This is a genomic window from Aquicoccus sp. SU-CL01552 (assembly GCF_040365005.1).
Lineage (GTDB): Bacteria > Pseudomonadota > Alphaproteobacteria > Rhodobacterales > Rhodobacteraceae > Antarcticimicrobium.
In genome coordinates this window covers 1-15,903 of sequence record NZ_BAABWV010000032.1, presented here as the reverse complement: position 1 = coordinate 15,903, position 15,903 = coordinate 1, and the positions used below count along the sequence as shown (strand labels likewise).

Genomic DNA, 15,903 nt, shown 5'->3' with positions numbered 1-15,903 from the left:
CGCTGAAGGGCAGGGAGGCCGATGCGCCATTGCGTCTGCCGTCCGCAATGTTTGCGGGCTAGCTCGTACAGACGCCGTTCCAACGGCTTACGCAGCCGGAAGTAGTTGCGATGTAAGGTCAGAACTTCCTGTGCCCGGATCGCATTGAATACCCAGTCTGACAGTTCGATCTCGATCTCCTGCATCCGGCCATCTCGGGTTTCCCGCACGATTCGGGCGCGGTCGATGATGCTGAAAATGTCGAGTTGTTCGGTTCCACCCGTGCTGATGTTCGTCTCGATCTGCGTGCCCTGAAGCCGCACGAGTGCCGCACGCAGCCCCTTGTAACCCCGACCATCGGTCACACGGTTAGTGGCCTTGAGCATGTCGTAAGCTTTGAGTCGCACCACCCGCTGAACCTGCCGACCCTCGTTGAGCGCGGCGATGACCTGGCTAATGCAATAGATCAGGACATCACGATCATGTATTGTGGCAAGCCCATCGGAAGAGGGGCGAACCTCCACATAGTTCTTGCCGCTTTCGTCCTCGTAGCGACGAATTTGGTGATCGGGCTTGGTCGAGAGCGAAAAGATCGGGTGCGCCATCGAAGCCATGTCACCCTTCGGCGCAGCGTCGAAAATATCGCATACGAAGAAGTCCTTCTGATCCTGACGATCAGGAAGAAGAGGAGACCTGCTATCTTTCGTGATTTCACACACCATGCCGTGACATTCGTGATTTCACACACGCTCGTCAAGGGCGTTCGTGATTTCACACACATCAGCCTTCTTTCGTGACTCTGCACACACCCTTTCGTGATTTCACACACGTTCTTTCGTGATTCTACACACGGATGGTTGGAAAATACATTTAGTATTATAGGCTTACGAGGTACTTTCCGGACGTAACACAGATTCTAACACCTATTTAACACCGGGCGGTCCTGCGGGACGGCCCGACCAGGCCGCCCACCGCCTGCGTATTCCGGCGTGTTCTTGCTGAGAAAAACGAGTGGGCGAGCCGTCCCGCCCTCACCTGGCCGTCTTTCTCACTTCCTGACGATGACACAGAAGGTGGTCGGGCTATCCGGGTCTGTGCTGGTTCGGAATTCCGATCCGATCAGCGTGCAGGGCCATTGCCAGCTCCGGGGCAGGGCGGGGATGGCAAAGCTGGCGAACAAGACACCGGCCACCAGCGCCCCCGCAAAAGCCACAGGAAGCCCGATAAGGGCGACACGGGCCAGATTGCGTCGAGAGGCCTCAGAGGCGCTCACAGCCGCCCTGAGCGCCTCCAGCCCCTGCTCCGAGGCCCGGGCACCGTTCCTGGCGCCATCGGCCGCTGCGCGCTCCGTGGTGGCCCCCAGCTGGGCTACACCCTCTGCCGTGCTGCGGCGCAGCTGGTTCGGGAGGCCCTTCAACTGCTCTTGAGTGAGCTTCAGCCAGCCGATCAGCGCGTCGACGATCTCGATATTGCGCCCGATCCGATCATCGGACACCCCCATACGGGCATCCAGCTCATCCAGGATCGCGATAAAGGCCGCGGCGCTGTCGCCGCCATTGCCAGCAATCTCCCGGTGAAAGACATCGCGCAGGCTGTCCCAGACCTCCGGGTCGGCTTCTGTCTCCCGGCTCATGACGGTCTCTCCGCCGGTCCGCCCTTGTCCCTGGCAACCGGAACATCCGCCTCGCTGTCCGGCACCCCGGTCGTTTCGGCAGCCTCCGGATTCGGGGCAGGGGGTGTCCAGTTCTCGAACGCCTTGCGGTCCTGCGCCCGGGACAAGCCGGTGACCAGCGCCGTCATCAGCCGCGCGGTCTCGGGATCCCGGCCAGCACTTTCGATCAGGGCACCGCCGAGGATGATCTTGCGCCTGGCATCGAGCTTGCGCTCCTTCGCGGCCTTCCTGGCGCGGGCGGCCTGCAGTCTCGCCCTGGCCTGTTCGTACTGGCGTTCGAGTTTTTCGAGGGAGGTTTCGGCCATGAAGAGGGGTTCCTTCGGAGGGGGCAGCACGTTACGGTGAGGCGGGCTTACCATGAAAGCCGACAGGATTGAATGGCGCACTTATGCAAACTCTGCACTCACTTCGTTCGCTCCGAGATTTGCGTGCGATCTCCTTGAGGCACAGCCTCAGCCGATGGCGAACTCCGTCCGGCGCAATGCGCGCCGGAATGAAAGGCCCTCCCGGCCTCTCAAACTCTCCAGGGCCAACGTTCGCCGTTGGATTGCGTTCGGCACGACAGGGCCAAAATCTCGACCGATGCCCCACGGTAGGGGCCGGTCTGGTTTTGGCCCTGCCGTGCCGGGAGGCGTCGATCTGTGGAGCCGTTGGCGCCGACGGGCACACCGTCCCTGATCTCCGCCGGGTTTGCCGGTGGCAAACCGCCGATGTGTCCCACCAATCTCCCGCCCCCCATGAGGCTGGGGAGATTGGTGGGCCGCATCGGCATGCCCGTGCCTCAGAGGACCGGTGGTCCGCTTCGTCAGGGCTGTCTTTTCCCCACAGGCCCCGGCGTTGCGGGGCGTTCGGGGCTCCGCCCGTTCAGCAGCGAAACGCTCCCTCGGAGCGTTTCCAGGAAGCTGCTTCACCCTGCGGGGAAAAGACGGTTGCGCGCGTGGGCGAGGGCTCCGGAACACGATGTTCCGAAGCCCCCGGTTTGCGCCCAACAGGGAGGAGGATGAGGCCGGTTCCGTTGCTCTTCCATACAGCCCAGCCTCATCTCCATTCTGCGCTGATGCCCCGGTTCTTGTCACGGGCCAAAAACCGGTTGCCGGTGAGAGGGTAGGCGCACGTGGCGAGCTATCATCTCAGCGTCAAGACCGTGAAGCGCAGCGCCGGGCAGACCGCGACTGCGGCAGCGGCGTATCGGGCGGGAGAGCGGCTGTCCTGCGCGCGCGAGGGCCGGGTGCATGACTATACCCGCAAGCAGGGCATCGAGGAGGCCTTCATCCTGGCGCCGGCGGATGCGCCGGGCTGGGCGCAGGACCGCGCCAGCTTATGGAACGCGGCCGAGGCGCGCGAGACCCGGCGCAATTCCGTTACGGCGCGGGAATGGGAACTGGCCCTGCCGTCGGAGCTGTCAGCCGAAGGTCGTGCGGAGCTGGCGCGCGGCTTCGCCCGGGCCTTGGTGAACCGCTACGGCGTGGCGGCGGATGTGGCGATCCATGCGCCGCATCGCGACGGCGATCAGCGCAACCACCATGCCCATGTCCTGACCACCACCCGTGTTCTGGGGTTAGAGGGGCTGACCGACAAGACACGCATTCTCGACGCGGCCAGGACCGGCGGGGTCGAGATCGCGGAGATGCGCGGGCTTTGGGCGCAGATGCAGAACGCGGCTCTTGAGCGGGCGGAGATGGAAGCGCGGGTGGATCACCGCTCGCTGGAAGACCAGCGCGAGGCGGCGCTGTCGCGCGGCGACGAGCTGGCGGCGATGGCGCTGGACCGCGATCCGGAGATCAAGCTGGGGCCGGCGGCGAGTGCGATGGAGCGCAAGGCGATGCGGGAGGCCGAACGGGACGGCACAGAGTACGAACCGGTCACCGAGCGCGGCGCACAGGTGCATGAGGTTCGCCAGCAGCGCAGCCTCATGGCCGAGCTGCTGGAGCGCATGGGCCGGGCGCGGGAAGCCTACGCGCAGGCCCGCGAGGCGGATGCCAGCCGGCTGAGCGCGGCCACCGAGGCGGCGCGGGCGCTGTTTTCCGGGGCGGGGGCCAGGGACTTCGCTGACAGCTTCACCCGGGCATATCGGGATCGCGAGGCCGAGCGTCAGCGGGTGCTGGACGAGGAACGGGCGCAAGCCCGCGAAGCAGAGCGGCTGGCCGCCCTGGAGGCCGTGCGCGGGTGGTTCATCGAGCAGGTCGCCGAAGCCTGGCAGGACAGCCGCGAGATCGAAGAACCCGGCGACGCCAAACAGCGTCAGCGGCAGCTGGTCAGCCAGGTGAAAGCGGCCGCCGAACGCTTCGGCTGCGCCTTCGACGATCTCGCCGGACCGGTCAATGCCCGCGCAAACGAAATCAAGGCACAGCGGGAGAAAGAGGCCGAACTGGACAGCTCCCGGCACAGGGACAGGAGCGATGGCCTCGGGCTGTGAAGGAAAGTGTCCGGGATTGGCGCCGTCGGGCGGATTTTCCCGCGCTCCCGGTGGTTTCGACGCGAACCAAAGCCGTATCGGGTTGGCAGGTGTTGACGTTGGGGAAGGTGGCAAATAGAAATTTTTTGTTCCACCTATGGCTGAATTGCGGCTAATTATTCTCGTGACTCACAGGTTGCGCATCTTCCTTTCCGCGTGTTGAGGGCGGGTGGCGTCGATTTTTGTTTTGAAGAGTGATGAGCATGACAAGTGAGACCGGACAACCCCCACCTTCGAAACCCGATCCTGTTGCTGGCAAGACCGTTGCCGAGATCCTGGGTGAGATTACCTGGCTCATGACCCAGGATCCTGAGGGCAAGGAGATGAGGATCTCCGAGATCGAGCGGCTCGTGATGCCCGCGATCCTGCAGAAACGCTTCCATATCAAATATGCGCAAGTGCCGGATGTACGGCAGCCCGGAGTGACCGCGCTGCAGCCGGTGTCGGTGGAGATCAAGTCAGCGGCGGACACGGCGCGCTCGGGGCATGTTTCAACGGCACCGGATCAGCCATCTGGTGTTCCGCATCGTCTGATTTTTTCGCTGCCCAATGTAGTTTCCACACCGGATTGAGATCCCATGCCGCGTTTCCCTCGGATCTTCGCGTTTACGTTTGCCGCGCTTGCTGCGTGGATGATATCAAACGCACCAGTCTCGGCCACATCGTCAGGGACCGTCAAATACGATTCCCGTGCCTACAAGGAGATGATGAACGACCCTGTGGAAAATCAGCCCACTGCGTATCACTGGCAGCAGGGGGTCTGGTTTGCATTCCCGGTAGGGTACCGCAATCCGTACCTTGGAGAAGCCGCGATGGAGATCATCACCGATCGCGAGCGAATGGCAGAAGAGCTGAAGCTTGCGCCGGAACGGACAGGTTTTGCGCGGAATGGCCGCTACGACAGAAGCCTGGTTGGCGATACAGAATCGGTGGGTGGATTCGCGTTCAAGCTGGATAGCCTGTCCCCGGTTGGGCGCAACCTGCGCTTTGATGCGGACATCACAGGCGATCCCGAGAACCCGATCGATGAGGATGTCGTCAAGTTTCAGCTTGTCTGGGCGGGTGGAATCGCCCCGCCGGCGCCGCCCGATGTCACGAGGCGGTTTGATCGGTATCTCAGCAGTCGTGGTACGCCGCCGCCCCTGCACCGGGGTCATCTCTCCTGGCTGTCACCCAACGGGTTGCCTCCAGCTGGATATCAGCCCCTGCCGCTGGCACATTCGGACATTGACTACGGTGTCTACGAAAAAGACGGGAGCCTGACGGCCATTCTGCGCTGCAATGTGATGAACGAAACTACGAACAGGCGCAACGTTCAGCCGGTTTGTGACGGTCAGGTGCGTGATTCGGAAAGCGGCATTATGCTGTATCTCGTCTTTCCGGAACATATCATCTGGTCCGAACGCAGCTGGCTGACCCCGGCAACCGGGGCGCTGTCCCTTCTCGAATCCTGGCGTCTTGCGGAGTAAATAATGGTTGATATCAGCACTTCCGATCTGAACAGAATTAATACCATTCTGGCCTCCGGGCAGGACTACTGGAAAGCTTACGATATTCTGGCGGATTATCAGGGGCTGACCGCAGATCAGAGGTTCTGGTTCGAACAGGCATCGACGATCAACCGCATGGCGAACGGTTTTGCCGTGCCCGTTGATCAGAATTCGTCGGGGCGCTTCATTCTGGATTATTCGGCCTTTGGACTGGCGATGGATGGCCGCCCTGCATCCCTCGCGGAGACTTCCAACGCGATTGCCCAAAACGTCTTGCGAGAGATATTGGAGGATGCTCGGATCCGTCCCCTCAAGCAAATGGTGGGGAATGATATAGGCGCCGCGCTTGACGCCGGGGGCCAGACCCTCGGTGGATGGGCGGGATCATTCTACTACTGGGATGTCGTTCTTCCAGCGGGATTTTCCGGTGCTACACCGGGACAAACGGTCGGTCAGTTCATTCAATCGGACGCGGTGGAATTGGAGAAATTTCTGGCCTCCGCAACCGTAGCGACAATCAGCGTTGCCCATCAGGAACTGGGCGAAAATGTTGGAGCGAATCGCAACGACCTCATCTTGACCTTCAATACGATTCTGGGTGCCGACGTTCCGGTTTCGCTTCAGACAGAGATAATTGCACGTCTCGTCGATTATGCCACCTATGGCCAGCTTGTTACGTCCGACTTAACCTTTGGGGGTTGGACTTACGATTCCTCTGACGACACCTTTTTCAAGATAGCCGGAGAAGGGGTTGCCGGTTATCAGCCCGGAGACCGGATCATCGCGTCCGGCCCGGAGGCCGAGTTTCTCGAAGAACGCCTTCAAGCGCGTTTGTTGCTAGAAGAAGCCGGTCTCGATCACCGGGAGGATATTGAGGCGCTCCTCGTAAAAGTGGCGGACGATTTAGATCAGCCTTTTTGCTTCCCTGCAGGTACGCTGATCGCGCTCACTCTGACGGAGACATGCTTCATCGAAGACCTCGTGCCCGGCGACACTGTTCTGGCCTTTGACCCCTTAGCCGATCTCGGTCGTGGCGCGCTGGTTCCGAAGCGGGTGGTGCGCCTGTTTCACAATGAAACCGAGGAATGGTTGCGATTGACCTGGCAAGCGGAGGGTGAAACGCAGGAACTGACGGTGACGCCCGGACACCGGTTCCTCGATAGTCATGGCCATTTCCGCCGGATTGACGAGATCATCCAAGACGAAAGACCGAAGATAGTTCTGGAAGACGGCTCGCTTGCCACGGTTTCGGCCGAGCGGATCGTTTGGTCGGAAGACACAAGACACCTGTTTGAAGAGGTCGAAACTGTCGCGATGGCGGCGGGCGATGGGTTGACGCATCGGACGCAGGGGGCTTGGCGCAGCTACAACTTCGAGGTCGAGGATCTGCATACCTATGTGGCTGGCGGTGCGCGCGTGCATAACGACAGCCAAGCCACCATTGATCTTGCGGGCAATATCGGCCGGACGTTCGGGACGATGCTGGCGGGGGTTCTGCTTGAGAACGAGAACCAGTTCACTCAGGTCTTGGGCGGTACGGTTCTGGGCCTGATCACGGAAAACCTGTCGGAGGTGATTGCGGACACGGGGTTCCATCTTTTCGATGGAACCCAACTGGATTTCGGATCCTCCGTCGAGACGGCCATGCGCCAGCTGGAAGACGTGGATGCCGAGTTGCTGGCAGGGCTGTCCAGCGCGGCCTCGTCGCTTCTTCTGGCTGAACTGGGCGAGGAACTGGGCCTGGAGGGCTTTGGCGCGCAGCTGTTCAACACGGTCGGATCGACCTATCTCGGCAGTGTTTCCGAACAGGTTGCAGGAAACCTCCTCGCCGGTGATGCGGCATTCCAGAATGTTCAGTGGGACGTGCCTCTGGAGGCCTTCGGCGGGGCCGTGGGCGCGTTCTTTGGCAGTTCGCTGGCCCACGAGCTGCTTCCGGCCGAAACGCTGGAAGGATCCATCGGAGGGTCGCTGGGCTCCATTGTCGGATCTTCGCTTGGGTTTTCGTATCTTGGCGGAAGTTTTGGCTCGTCACTTGGTGTCGCGGCCAATTTCATTCTGCCGGGGGTGGGGGCCTTTCTTGGCACACTGCTCGGCACGTTCCTGGGCGACCTGTTCGGGGACGATCCAGATCCGGGGGCGGACTTCCTTCTGTTTGCGGAAAAGCAGGGTGAAGTGGTTGTTCCGGGTGTCTATAACTATTTTCTCTACGCAACGGCCCGGGACGGTTTCCCGACGGAAACCACCCGCGCCCTGGGGCAGGCGGTCACCGATCTGTCCAAGAAGTACATGAGCAGCATCGGGGCCTATGACATGGCCAATGCTCATATCGACAATTTCACGCTGCCATCGATCTTCCTCGGCAACGATGTCAACAACCTTGGCTCTAACCCGCTTATCCGCGTTTTGCAGCGCATGAATATCGAGGTCGATGGCAACGATAATCTCCAGTTCTTCGTCAACGGTCGACAGGTCGATTCAGCAGAGGCGATGGTGGATGGCGCGGTCACAGATTTCCTGCGCGACGCCCAGCCTATCGGGGGCGACATCTTCCTCAAGCGCGCGGTGGTAAATTCCACCGGAAACGATTCCATCACGCTGGCAAGTGCGATGGCAACGGCTGCTGAGTACGAAAACTATCTTGCGAACAAGGAAGTGATCAACGCCCTGATCGCGGGGTCCGACAACACGGCTTTCTCGGGGGCTTGGGCTTATACGCTGGCGAGTGCGGAAACACTGGACCTAGCCAAAGTCGACCAGGGTGACTTCAATGGCGGACTTGGCGGATTTCTTGCCTCTTTGGTCGATGCCGAGATCGCTGTCGATTTCGCGAATGTCAGTGTGTCGCGAGGCAATGGCAACAAGGTCGTCATCGATGTGCCGGTCGATGACGTGAGCAGCATTCCGACATATGTGAATCTGTTTGCCAACGGGGCAGAAGTTACCGAGACGGCGTCCGGTGCGACGATCCGGTTTACCTTCAACGGCAACATGTCGGCGGTTGGGTACAAGAACCTGGAAAACACGACACCCATTTCAGGCACGTCGCGGCTGGCGGTCAAAGGGGAAAGCAAGGGCCGCGATCTTTGGATCGCTCCGGATGGCTCTGATTATGAATTCACAGATATCGGCACACATACGATCAAGATCGGCGATGCTGAGATCGAAAGCAGCGATGACATCATCATCGCGCGTGGTGGCAACGACATCATAAATGCAGGCACGGGCTGGGACTGGGTGTTTGGTGGTGCCGGAAGAGACACGATCCATGGTGGCGACCAAGAAGATATCATATTTGGCGGTGCCGGTAATGATATTATCTACGGTGGCAACCAGATGGACTACCTCGAAGGTGGAGCCGGCGCGGACATAATCAACGGCATCTCACCGAATGAGCACCTTGCGCCTGAGACGAACGGTACAGACTATGCGATCGCGGGATACAGGCGTTCGAACGCTGCGGTTCAAATCGATCTTGGCGCGGGAACAGCCACGGGAGGGCATGCGGAAGGCGACCAGCTCTCGTACATCGTCAAGCTGGTCGGTTCAAATTTCGACGATACGCTGGTTGGCGACGATCTTCCCAACTGGCTCGAAGGCGGGAAAGGTGCCGATATCCTTGACGGCGGGATCGGTGATCGGTTCGGCCTGCCCGACTATGCGTCGTACTTTTATGCATCCGCCGGGGTGACCGCTTCGTTGGCGGATCAAAGTCAGAATACCGGTGATGCGGCCGGAGATACGTACATCAGCATCGAGGCTCTGCAGGGCAGCAATTTCGATGATATCCTGATCGGAGACAGCCAGAACAATTATCTCTCCGGTTATGCCGGCGACGACATTTTGGTCGCGGGTGAAGGGGTGGACAGCATTCGCGGAGGCCTCGGGTTTGACATCCTGAGCTACAGGGGGTTGACCAGCGGGGTTGTCATCAACCTTGCGAACTGGGGAGCGAGCAGCGCCGTTGTCGCAGACGATCTTCGCTACAACTACACCCAGCCCAATCAGATGGATATCGAGGCCTACGAGGGCACAGATTTCCAAGATACGCTTCTTGGATCAAGCGGGAATGATGTACTCTTGGGCCGTTCCGGCGCTGATACGTTCGAAGGCGGGGCTGGTCACGACCAGATTTACGGCGGTGCTCATGGCGACACGATCAACTCCGGTGAAGGAGATGATATTGTCTGGGGCGACAACGGCCGCGATACCATCTACCTCGGTTCGGGAAATGACACCTTTCACGACAATGGCCAGAACGACTCCAACGGAGACGACTATGTTGATGGCCAGGCGGGCGATGACACGCTGAACGGCGGCGGTGGCAACGATACGCTTCTCGGCGGTGCGGGCAAGGACACCATCGAAGGCGGCATTGGAGATGATGAAATAAGGGGTGGAAGTGATTACGACACAATCCAGGCTGGTGATGGCGATGATACGGTCTGGGGTGATGATGGCCGCGATACCATTTATCTTGGAGCCGGCAATGATGTCTTTCACGACAATGACCAAGACAATACGCATGGTCACGATTATGTCGATGGGCAGGACGGCGACGATACTCTGAATGGCGGCGGTGGCAACGATACGCTCTTCGGAGGCAGCGGCAACGATATAGTTGAAGGCGGGATCGGGAATGACGAGATCAGGGGTGGTTCACACGCTGATACCATTCGTGCTGGAAATGGAAATGATACCGTCTGGGGTGACGACGGTCGCGATACAATTTACCTCGGCTCGGGCGAAGACATTTTTCACGATAATGGTCAGAACAACGGAAATGGCCGTGATTACGTTGAAGGCCAGGCGGGTAATGATACGCTCAATGGTGGCGGAGGCGACGACACACTTCTTGGGGGTTATGGGAAGGATGTCGTTAAGGGAGGCATCGGGGACGATATCCTGGATGGTGGACGTCACAACGACACACTTTCCGGAGGCGCTGGAAATGACATCTTCGTCTTCAACACCGGCTCCCCTTTGGGCAACGATGTGATCACCGATTTTGTGCGGGGAGAAGATCTTCTTCAAATGAGCGGGGTCGATTATGGCGACCTCAGCTTCGCGGCGACGGGAAGCGGGGTTCGCGTCGAATGGACCGACGGGTCCGTCAAACTTGACGATGTGACCAAGGCTTCAATAGGGGCAACAGGCCCGAGCGTGCATATTTGATCATTTGACGGAACAAAAGGCGTACAAGCTATGCGCCTGAATGCTGCAGGTACATGACGACGTTATCGGCGGGGAACTTGAAGCCCCGCCCATCCGACACGCGTTCAGCACTGACCGGATATTTCGGCCTGTTGGGATTGATGGCGACGATGCGGAACAACTCATCCTTCGACCGGAAGGTGCGGCCATAGTCTGAGGGCTCCAGCCCAAAATGAGGTGCGAGAACCTCGAACATGGCCTTGTCCGGGGAATAGATCGCGCCGTCCTCCTGCGGGATGCCGACGCGGAAGCTGATCGCAAAACTATGGCGCAGGTCGATATCCGCGAGATCGCCCCCTTCGACTGTCAGTCCGTGCGTCTCTGCCACTGTGAGGCATGCCTTCATCATGTCCCGGCGAAGCCGATCGCAAAGCTCTGGGGTCAGGTTGCGTGGGGGTGGCACCTTGGCCCGTGTTTGCGCAGGCGTCTTGGGCGCGGATGGCCGTCGCTTGCGTGGGGGCTTTTTCATGCAGTAGGCACCTCTGTGGTCTTGTTGCCAGTCAGCATCTCAGCCTTTGCTCTATAGACAGTCCCGCGCGAGATCCCCATCTCGCGGGCAATTTCCGTCGGGGAGAGACCTGCACCAAGTTTGGCCTGAATAGCCGCCATATCGATCTTGGGCGGGCGACCTCGGTAGACCCCTTTCCGTTTGGCAGCCTTGATGCCCTCGGCTTGCCGCTCCCGACGGAGGTTGGTCTCGAACTCTGCAAAGACCCCAAGCATGTCGAAGAAGGCCTTCCCCGCAGCGGTCGACGTATCGACAGGTTGCTCGGTGGCGGCCAGATGAGCACCCTTTTCCTTCAGCCTGGCGACGATGGTCTGGAGATCCTGCATCGAGCGGGCCAGCCGGTCGATCCGTGTGACCACCAGAGTTTCACCTGGATGAATGAAGGCGAGGATTGTTTTCAGCTCAGGACGGCCCTCAAGCGTAGCCCCGCTGCGCTGTTCCTGCCGGACCATCCCACACCCGGCAGCTGTCAGAGCCTCGATTTGAGCATCAAGGTTCTGATCGACGGTCGATGTTCGGGCATAGCCGATTTTGGGGCTCGATCTGTTCATTTTGGGTGTGCCTATGACGATATGTGTTCAGTATATCAAAATGGGCCCAAAATGAACAGATATTCCACGGCGGTTGGTGTTCATGTACGGCGTCGCTTAGGGTATACCCATAATGACGCGCTATCCCTCCGTAACCCATCGTGATGTCCGTCGTGTCTTTTGTCTTTGCAGTTTTACGAACTGCTCACTGACAGCAGTGGCGTGGATTTCATCATGAGCCCAGTCAACGTATCCAGCTTCCTTCGCCCAATCGTGTTCCGGGTGGCTTGCATCCTCACGGGCCTCCTTGAAGACCTCGTACATCGGTGGGCCTCCGATATCCTCTGGCGGGGTCGCCCATTGACCCCCGACAAATCGCGGCAAGGGCTCGTTCGGCTCAACGGGGCGCTTCGAGATCAACTCAACCCGATGCACCCAGTCATCGCCAAAGTCATAGGTATAGATCACCGGTGGCACCTTGTTGTTCAGGAAGAACCCGAGCTTTTTCGTGGTCACTTCCATCACGGGCGGACCCCACATCGGCTCGATCCAAAAGTCCTCGCTCTTCATCTGGTATTTTCGGTCACCGATCCCGAAATCCCACAGATGCATGTCATACCATAGGAATGCCGCCTGAATGGCATCGTGCAAATGTGGCAAGGTCTTGTCCGACCTGATCTCGATCTCCCGCCACGGCGCAGGGTCCACATGTTCAAGTGTGATTTTCAACCGTAGAACTTGGGGTTCTTTTTTTGCCATGCGCGCCTCTATGCAGCCAGCCGGTCGAAGTCGATCCGATTGTCCAGATCGACCTCATACCGGCCATAGGGATTGATATGCAGGTAAATCAGCGGGGTCAGGCCGTTACCATCCAGATCGCCATCGCGCGATGGAAACCGGCCATGACGCCGGAAGAATCGCAATTGCAACGCAGCCCAGACACGGCTCGACCGATTGAAGCTCTCAACCCACGCGATGTCGTCGTAGCTCAGACTCCAGATCTCAATGAATGACCGATCCGACATGCTTCCTCCGCCTAATTCGAAGTCAATCTCAGGCCAGGATGGTGAGTGGTCAACCTCCTAATCGTTCACTGTACGTTCTTCAAGGTGTCCATATATGCACGCTCGGGCCTGCCGGGCCCAATAACCGCAAGCGACTTCGAATTTGTGTAAGGTGTTTCTAAAATAGCTTCCAGAATAGGCGTTGTGGCCAGCGAACTGAAGCAGCGATAGAGGGGGTAGTCAAAACTCTTTACCAAATAAGCCTAGTGTAAAGAGTTGCCGTCGGTCCGCGCCGCGAGGTAGCCTGTTTGCAGGGCTTTCAGAAACGGATGCAGGGCATGGCCGACCGACGAAATGTCAAGAGTGATGACGACCGCGCGGCCGATGCCCATGAGCGCGGCCGTGACTATCTCGGCCCCATGCAGATCGACCGGCTCCTTGCCGCGGCGCGAAAAGGCCGGCACGGGATCCGCGATCATCTCCTGGTGCTGATGATGTACCGGCATGGGCTGCGCGTGTCCGAGGCCATCGCCCTGCGCCGCGCCGATGCCGACCTGGCGCAATCCCGGCTCTGGATCGCGCGGCTGAAGAACGGGCTGAGCGTCGAGCATCCGGTCGCGGGGGACGAGCTGCGCGCCCTGCGTCGCTGGCTGGCCGCGCGCGATGACGTCCTGCCCTGGCTGTTCGTTTCCGAACGCCGGCAGCCACTGACCCGGCAGGCGGTGAACTACATCATCGGCGCGGCCGCGAAACGCGCCCGGCTTGGCCCTGTCCATCCGCACATGCTGCGGCATTCCTGCGGCTTTGCGCTGGCCAATCGCGGCTATGACCTGCGGCTGATCCAGGATTACCTCGGGCACCGCGATCCCCGGCACACGGTGCATTACACGCGTACCGCCGCCAGTCGGTTCAACGGGTTGTGGTAAGGAAAACGCCGCCCGGCCTGCGGGTCACCCCAAGGCGCGCCGCACGGCGTCCGGATCCTTCTCGATCACGCGCAGGAGTATCGCCGCCGGTCCGCTGATATGGCGCTGACCTTGCTCCCACTTCCTGTAACCCGACAGGCTCATGCCCATCAAAGGGGCCATCTGGGCTTGGGTTAGCGCAGCGTGCTTGCGGACTTCGCGGGGGTCGATCGGTTCATGGACGATTGCAGGCCCCTGCCCTTTCGCATGGGCCACGGCTTCCGCCAGGGATTGGAGCAACTCGTCGCCGAAGGTGCTCATCGTTTTTCTCTCCAAGTCTTCTTCAACTCGGCCGCCAAGGCGGCGACCGCACGTTTCTCGTCCGGGTTCATGTCCGTCTTGACGTTCTTGGCGTAAACCAAGAGCGCATAGATCGGTAAGGTCTCGTCCAGATAGTAGTAGATCACCCGTGCACCGCCTCGTTTGCCTCTGCCTGAGGCGGCGAAACGGACCTTTCTGACACCTCCCGTTCCAGGGATTTCGTCGCCCGCCTCCGGATTTGCGGCCAGGAAGTCGATCAGCTCGCGCTTCTGCTCCTCATCGAAGAGCTTTGAAGCCTGACGCGAGAAGGTCGGGGTTTCCGCTACTGTCTGCATTTTATAATATAACCCATTGGGTCATACATTCAAGTGACCTCTTTATAGCCATGAAGTTTCCGCAGGAAGCTATGATCCTAGGAAGCTAGGCCTTTCCATGCTTCTCTTCGAGAAGGCTCAGCGCTTCTGCCAAGAGATCCGGCACCTTGCGGCGGGTCCGGATCGCGAGGATTTCGTAGCCATCTGCAACGCGGCGTGTGACACGCTTGTTGAACTGGACTTTTTCGTCTTCAGAAACATGGTCGAACTTTGCAACTTCGACAGGTTTCTTGCGCTCGGCGGGCGCCCCCCCTGTCCCATTCTGGCGACGGCGTGGAGGTTCTGCGATCTGGAGGCCTTTGGACATCACGCAGCCTCCTTCACGCCTGACAGGCGGTTCATGATCGCCTGGGCGACCGCGATTGCCTTCTCCTGCACCTTGGGAAACGCCACCTCGGAAGCCGCCCGCCCTTCGGCGTGACCTTGGCGAATGGACGCCAGTTCCGGAAAGGTCGGTTCAAGAACGTTCATTCGTGCTTTTCCGAGATACGAACGTGCGGCATGATCTTCGGCTTTCGATCCCTTGGCGCGGCAGAAGCAAAAGAATATCCGATCTGATGGCACACCGGCATCCTCCAACTCGTAGACGGCCTCGATCTGCGGTTCCATGTCGTCGAGGCTGTAGCCGGTCGGCATGAGCACGAGATCGCTGTTCTGTGCCATGACGCGGCCGCCCTGTTCGGCGTGGGCCGGCCCGTCCAGGATCATGAGATCGAAGCGTTCAGCTTCCTTGATCGCACGATCAACGGTCCGGTATTTCTCGACCGCGACCTCCGGGTGAAGACCGGACTGGTCGCGCCGGGCTTTCCATTTGGTCGAGGTGCCCTGCGCTGGATCGAGATCGGCGATCTTTACGGACCAACCCGCGCGGGCCACTTCGACGGCCAGAAGTCTGGCAAGGGCGCTCTTGCCGACGCCCCCTTTCTGGGAAATCATGGAGATAATCACTGCTGCCTCCTATTTTTACTATTCTTATTTTTCCTAGGATGCGAGGAATGTTGGTTTCGAGCAAGCTAGCCCCCTAGGGATTGAGGGGTTTAGGATTCAGGCGTTGCAAATTTGCAGGTATGTAGGACGCTAGAATCCTAGCGATCTAGGGGCGCCCACGCTTCTCGAACCATTTGGCGCAAAATCCGACAAAAGCCTTGTCTGGATCGCGCGGTGCATCGAGCCCGCCATCTGCCATCCAGCTTCGCCAGGCTTGCTCCAGATAATGCACGTCCCAACCGGGTGCGGCGGTACGCGCCCGCTCGTGTACGCTGGCTCCGAGCCTGATCGGATCACCCACGAGACCGTTGGCGAGCGCATCTATCGTGCCGCGGTTTTTGAAAACGACCATCTCACCATCCAGCCGGATCGCGTAGTCGGGCATGTGATGATGCGCCTCGTCCTGCTCCACGATGGCACCAACAAGCCGCCGGAACTCGCGCATCGTCGAGGTCGAGCCGCATTTT

The 15,903-nt window shown here is 59.6% G+C and carries 16 protein-coding genes and 1 pseudogene; 5 read left to right on the top strand and 12 right to left on the bottom strand.

Annotated elements, in window-relative coordinates; all coding sequences use genetic code 11:
- The 3 genes from ABWV23_RS21925 to ABWV23_RS21915 all read right to left on the bottom strand — a co-directional run.
- Window positions 1-701: replication initiator protein A (locus ABWV23_RS21925; RefSeq protein WP_353351765.1), on the bottom strand; the 701-nt coding region annotated here is incomplete at its 3' end.
- 326 nt (window positions 702-1,027) lie between these two features.
- A complete protein-coding gene (locus ABWV23_RS21920; RefSeq protein WP_353351763.1) occupies window positions 1,028-1,612 on the bottom strand; it encodes a hypothetical protein in 585 nt (194 codons plus the stop codon).
- A complete protein-coding gene (locus tag ABWV23_RS21915; protein WP_353351761.1) occupies window positions 1,609-1,956 on the bottom strand; it encodes a mobilization protein in 348 nt (115 codons plus the stop codon). The genes ABWV23_RS21920 and ABWV23_RS21915 overlap by 4 nt, the downstream gene beginning before the upstream one ends.
- An 809-nt stretch (window positions 1,957-2,765) precedes the next feature.
- Between ABWV23_RS21915 and mobQ the strand changes: the two genes are divergently transcribed.
- The 4 genes from mobQ to ABWV23_RS21895 all read left to right on the top strand — a co-directional run bounded on the left by mobQ (window position 2,766) and on the right by ABWV23_RS21895 (window position 10,768).
- Entirely contained in the window at window positions 2,766-4,067 is a 1,302-nt protein-coding gene (gene mobQ, locus ABWV23_RS21910; protein ID WP_353351759.1) for a MobQ family relaxase, read from the top strand.
- Window positions 4,068-4,309: 242 nt separating this feature from the next.
- Window positions 4,310-4,678, top strand: coding sequence for a toxin-activating lysine-acyltransferase (locus ABWV23_RS21905; protein ID WP_353351757.1), 369 nt, complete (start codon window positions 4,310-4,312; stop codon window positions 4,676-4,678).
- Between the two features lie 6 nt (window positions 4,679-4,684).
- Window positions 4,685-5,575 carry a hypothetical protein gene (locus ABWV23_RS21900; protein WP_353351754.1) on the top strand — a complete coding sequence of 297 codons (891 nt, stop codon included), beginning with the start codon at window positions 4,685-4,687 and terminating at the stop codon, window positions 5,573-5,575.
- A 3-nt stretch (window positions 5,576-5,578) separates the two neighbouring features.
- On the top strand, window positions 5,579-10,768 hold the full coding sequence (locus tag ABWV23_RS21895) for a hypothetical protein (protein ID WP_353351752.1): 5,190 nt from the start codon (window positions 5,579-5,581) through the stop codon (window positions 10,766-10,768).
- A gap of 28 nt (window positions 10,769-10,796) precedes the next feature.
- On the opposite strand, the gene ABWV23_RS21890 is transcribed toward ABWV23_RS21895, so the two are convergent.
- From ABWV23_RS21890 to ABWV23_RS21875, 4 genes are all read right to left on the bottom strand, one after another.
- On the bottom strand, window positions 10,797-11,276 hold the full coding sequence (locus tag ABWV23_RS21890; protein ID WP_502901672.1) for a hypothetical protein: 480 nt from the start codon (window positions 11,274-11,276) through the stop codon (window positions 10,797-10,799).
- Window positions 11,273-11,866, bottom strand: coding sequence for a recombinase family protein (locus ABWV23_RS21885; protein ID WP_353351748.1), 594 nt, complete (start codon window positions 11,864-11,866; stop codon window positions 11,273-11,275). Before ABWV23_RS21885 ends, ABWV23_RS21890 begins: the two co-directional genes overlap by 4 nt.
- A gap of 120 nt (window positions 11,867-11,986) precedes the next feature.
- Window positions 11,987-12,604: a plasmid pRiA4b ORF-3 family protein gene (locus ABWV23_RS21880; protein WP_353351746.1), complete on the bottom strand. Its 618-nt coding sequence runs from the start codon at window positions 12,602-12,604 to the stop codon at window positions 11,987-11,989.
- Window positions 12,605-12,612: 8 nt separating this feature from the next.
- On the bottom strand, window positions 12,613-12,870 hold the full coding sequence (locus ABWV23_RS21875) for a DUF4158 domain-containing protein (RefSeq protein WP_353351744.1): 258 nt from the start codon (window positions 12,868-12,870) through the stop codon (window positions 12,613-12,615).
- A 317-nt stretch (window positions 12,871-13,187) separates the two neighbouring features.
- Between ABWV23_RS21875 and ABWV23_RS21870 the strand changes: the two genes are divergently transcribed.
- On the top strand, window positions 13,188-13,775 hold the full coding sequence (locus ABWV23_RS21870) for a tyrosine-type recombinase/integrase (protein ID WP_353351742.1): 588 nt from the start codon (window positions 13,188-13,190) through the stop codon (window positions 13,773-13,775).
- Between the two features lie 24 nt (window positions 13,776-13,799).
- Here ABWV23_RS21870 and ABWV23_RS21865 read toward each other — a convergent pair whose 3' ends face one another.
- From ABWV23_RS21865 to ABWV23_RS21845, 5 genes and pseudogenes are all read right to left on the bottom strand, one after another.
- Window positions 13,800-14,075, bottom strand: coding sequence for a helix-turn-helix domain-containing protein (locus ABWV23_RS21865; protein WP_353351740.1), 276 nt, complete (start codon window positions 14,073-14,075; stop codon window positions 13,800-13,802).
- Window positions 14,072-14,410, bottom strand: coding sequence for a type II toxin-antitoxin system RelE/ParE family toxin (locus tag ABWV23_RS21860; RefSeq protein ID WP_353351738.1), 339 nt, complete (start codon window positions 14,408-14,410; stop codon window positions 14,072-14,074). Before ABWV23_RS21860 ends, ABWV23_RS21865 begins: the two co-directional genes overlap by 4 nt.
- Before the next feature lie 85 nt (window positions 14,411-14,495).
- Entirely contained in the window at window positions 14,496-14,756 is a 261-nt protein-coding gene (locus ABWV23_RS21855) for a hypothetical protein (protein WP_353351736.1), read from the bottom strand.
- On the bottom strand, window positions 14,756-15,397 hold the full coding sequence (locus tag ABWV23_RS21850) for an AAA family ATPase (protein ID WP_353351734.1): 642 nt from the start codon (window positions 15,395-15,397) through the stop codon (window positions 14,756-14,758). Before ABWV23_RS21850 ends, ABWV23_RS21855 begins: the two co-directional genes overlap by 1 nt.
- A gap of 145 nt (window positions 15,398-15,542) precedes the next feature.
- Window positions 15,543-15,903: pseudogene (locus ABWV23_RS21845) on the bottom strand (replication initiator protein A); the annotation flags it as partial.

Coding starts and splice junctions, on each gene's coding strand:
- ABWV23_RS21895 (WP_353351752.1), top strand. CDS start 5,579: ATGGTTGATATCAGCACTTCCGATCTGAACAGAATTAATACCATTCTG.
- ABWV23_RS21890 (WP_502901672.1), bottom strand. CDS start 11,276: ATGAAAAAGCCCCCACGCAAGCGACGGCCATCCGCGCCCAAGACGCCT.
- ABWV23_RS21865 (WP_353351740.1), bottom strand. CDS start 14,075: ATGAGCACCTTCGGCGACGAGTTGCTCCAATCCCTGGCGGAAGCCGTG.
- ABWV23_RS21880 (WP_353351746.1), bottom strand. CDS start 12,604: ATGGCAAAAAAAGAACCCCAAGTTCTACGGTTGAAAATCACACTTGAA.
- ABWV23_RS21920 (WP_353351763.1), bottom strand. CDS start 1,612: ATGAGCCGGGAGACAGAAGCCGACCCGGAGGTCTGGGACAGCCTGCGC.
- ABWV23_RS21875 (WP_353351744.1), bottom strand. CDS start 12,870: ATGTCGGATCGGTCATTCATTGAGATCTGGAGTCTGAGCTACGACGAC.
- ABWV23_RS21860 (WP_353351738.1), bottom strand. CDS start 14,410: ATGCAGACAGTAGCGGAAACCCCGACCTTCTCGCGTCAGGCTTCAAAG.
- ABWV23_RS21870 (WP_353351742.1), top strand. CDS start 13,188: ATGGCCGACCGACGAAATGTCAAGAGTGATGACGACCGCGCGGCCGAT.
- ABWV23_RS21905 (WP_353351757.1), top strand. CDS start 4,310: ATGACAAGTGAGACCGGACAACCCCCACCTTCGAAACCCGATCCTGTT.
- ABWV23_RS21915 (WP_353351761.1), bottom strand. CDS start 1,956: ATGGCCGAAACCTCCCTCGAAAAACTCGAACGCCAGTACGAACAGGCC.
- ABWV23_RS21900 (WP_353351754.1), top strand. CDS start 4,685: ATGCCGCGTTTCCCTCGGATCTTCGCGTTTACGTTTGCCGCGCTTGCT.
- ABWV23_RS21855 (WP_353351736.1), bottom strand. CDS start 14,756: ATGTCCAAAGGCCTCCAGATCGCAGAACCTCCACGCCGTCGCCAGAAT.
- ABWV23_RS21885 (WP_353351748.1), bottom strand. CDS start 11,866: ATGAACAGATCGAGCCCCAAAATCGGCTATGCCCGAACATCGACCGTC.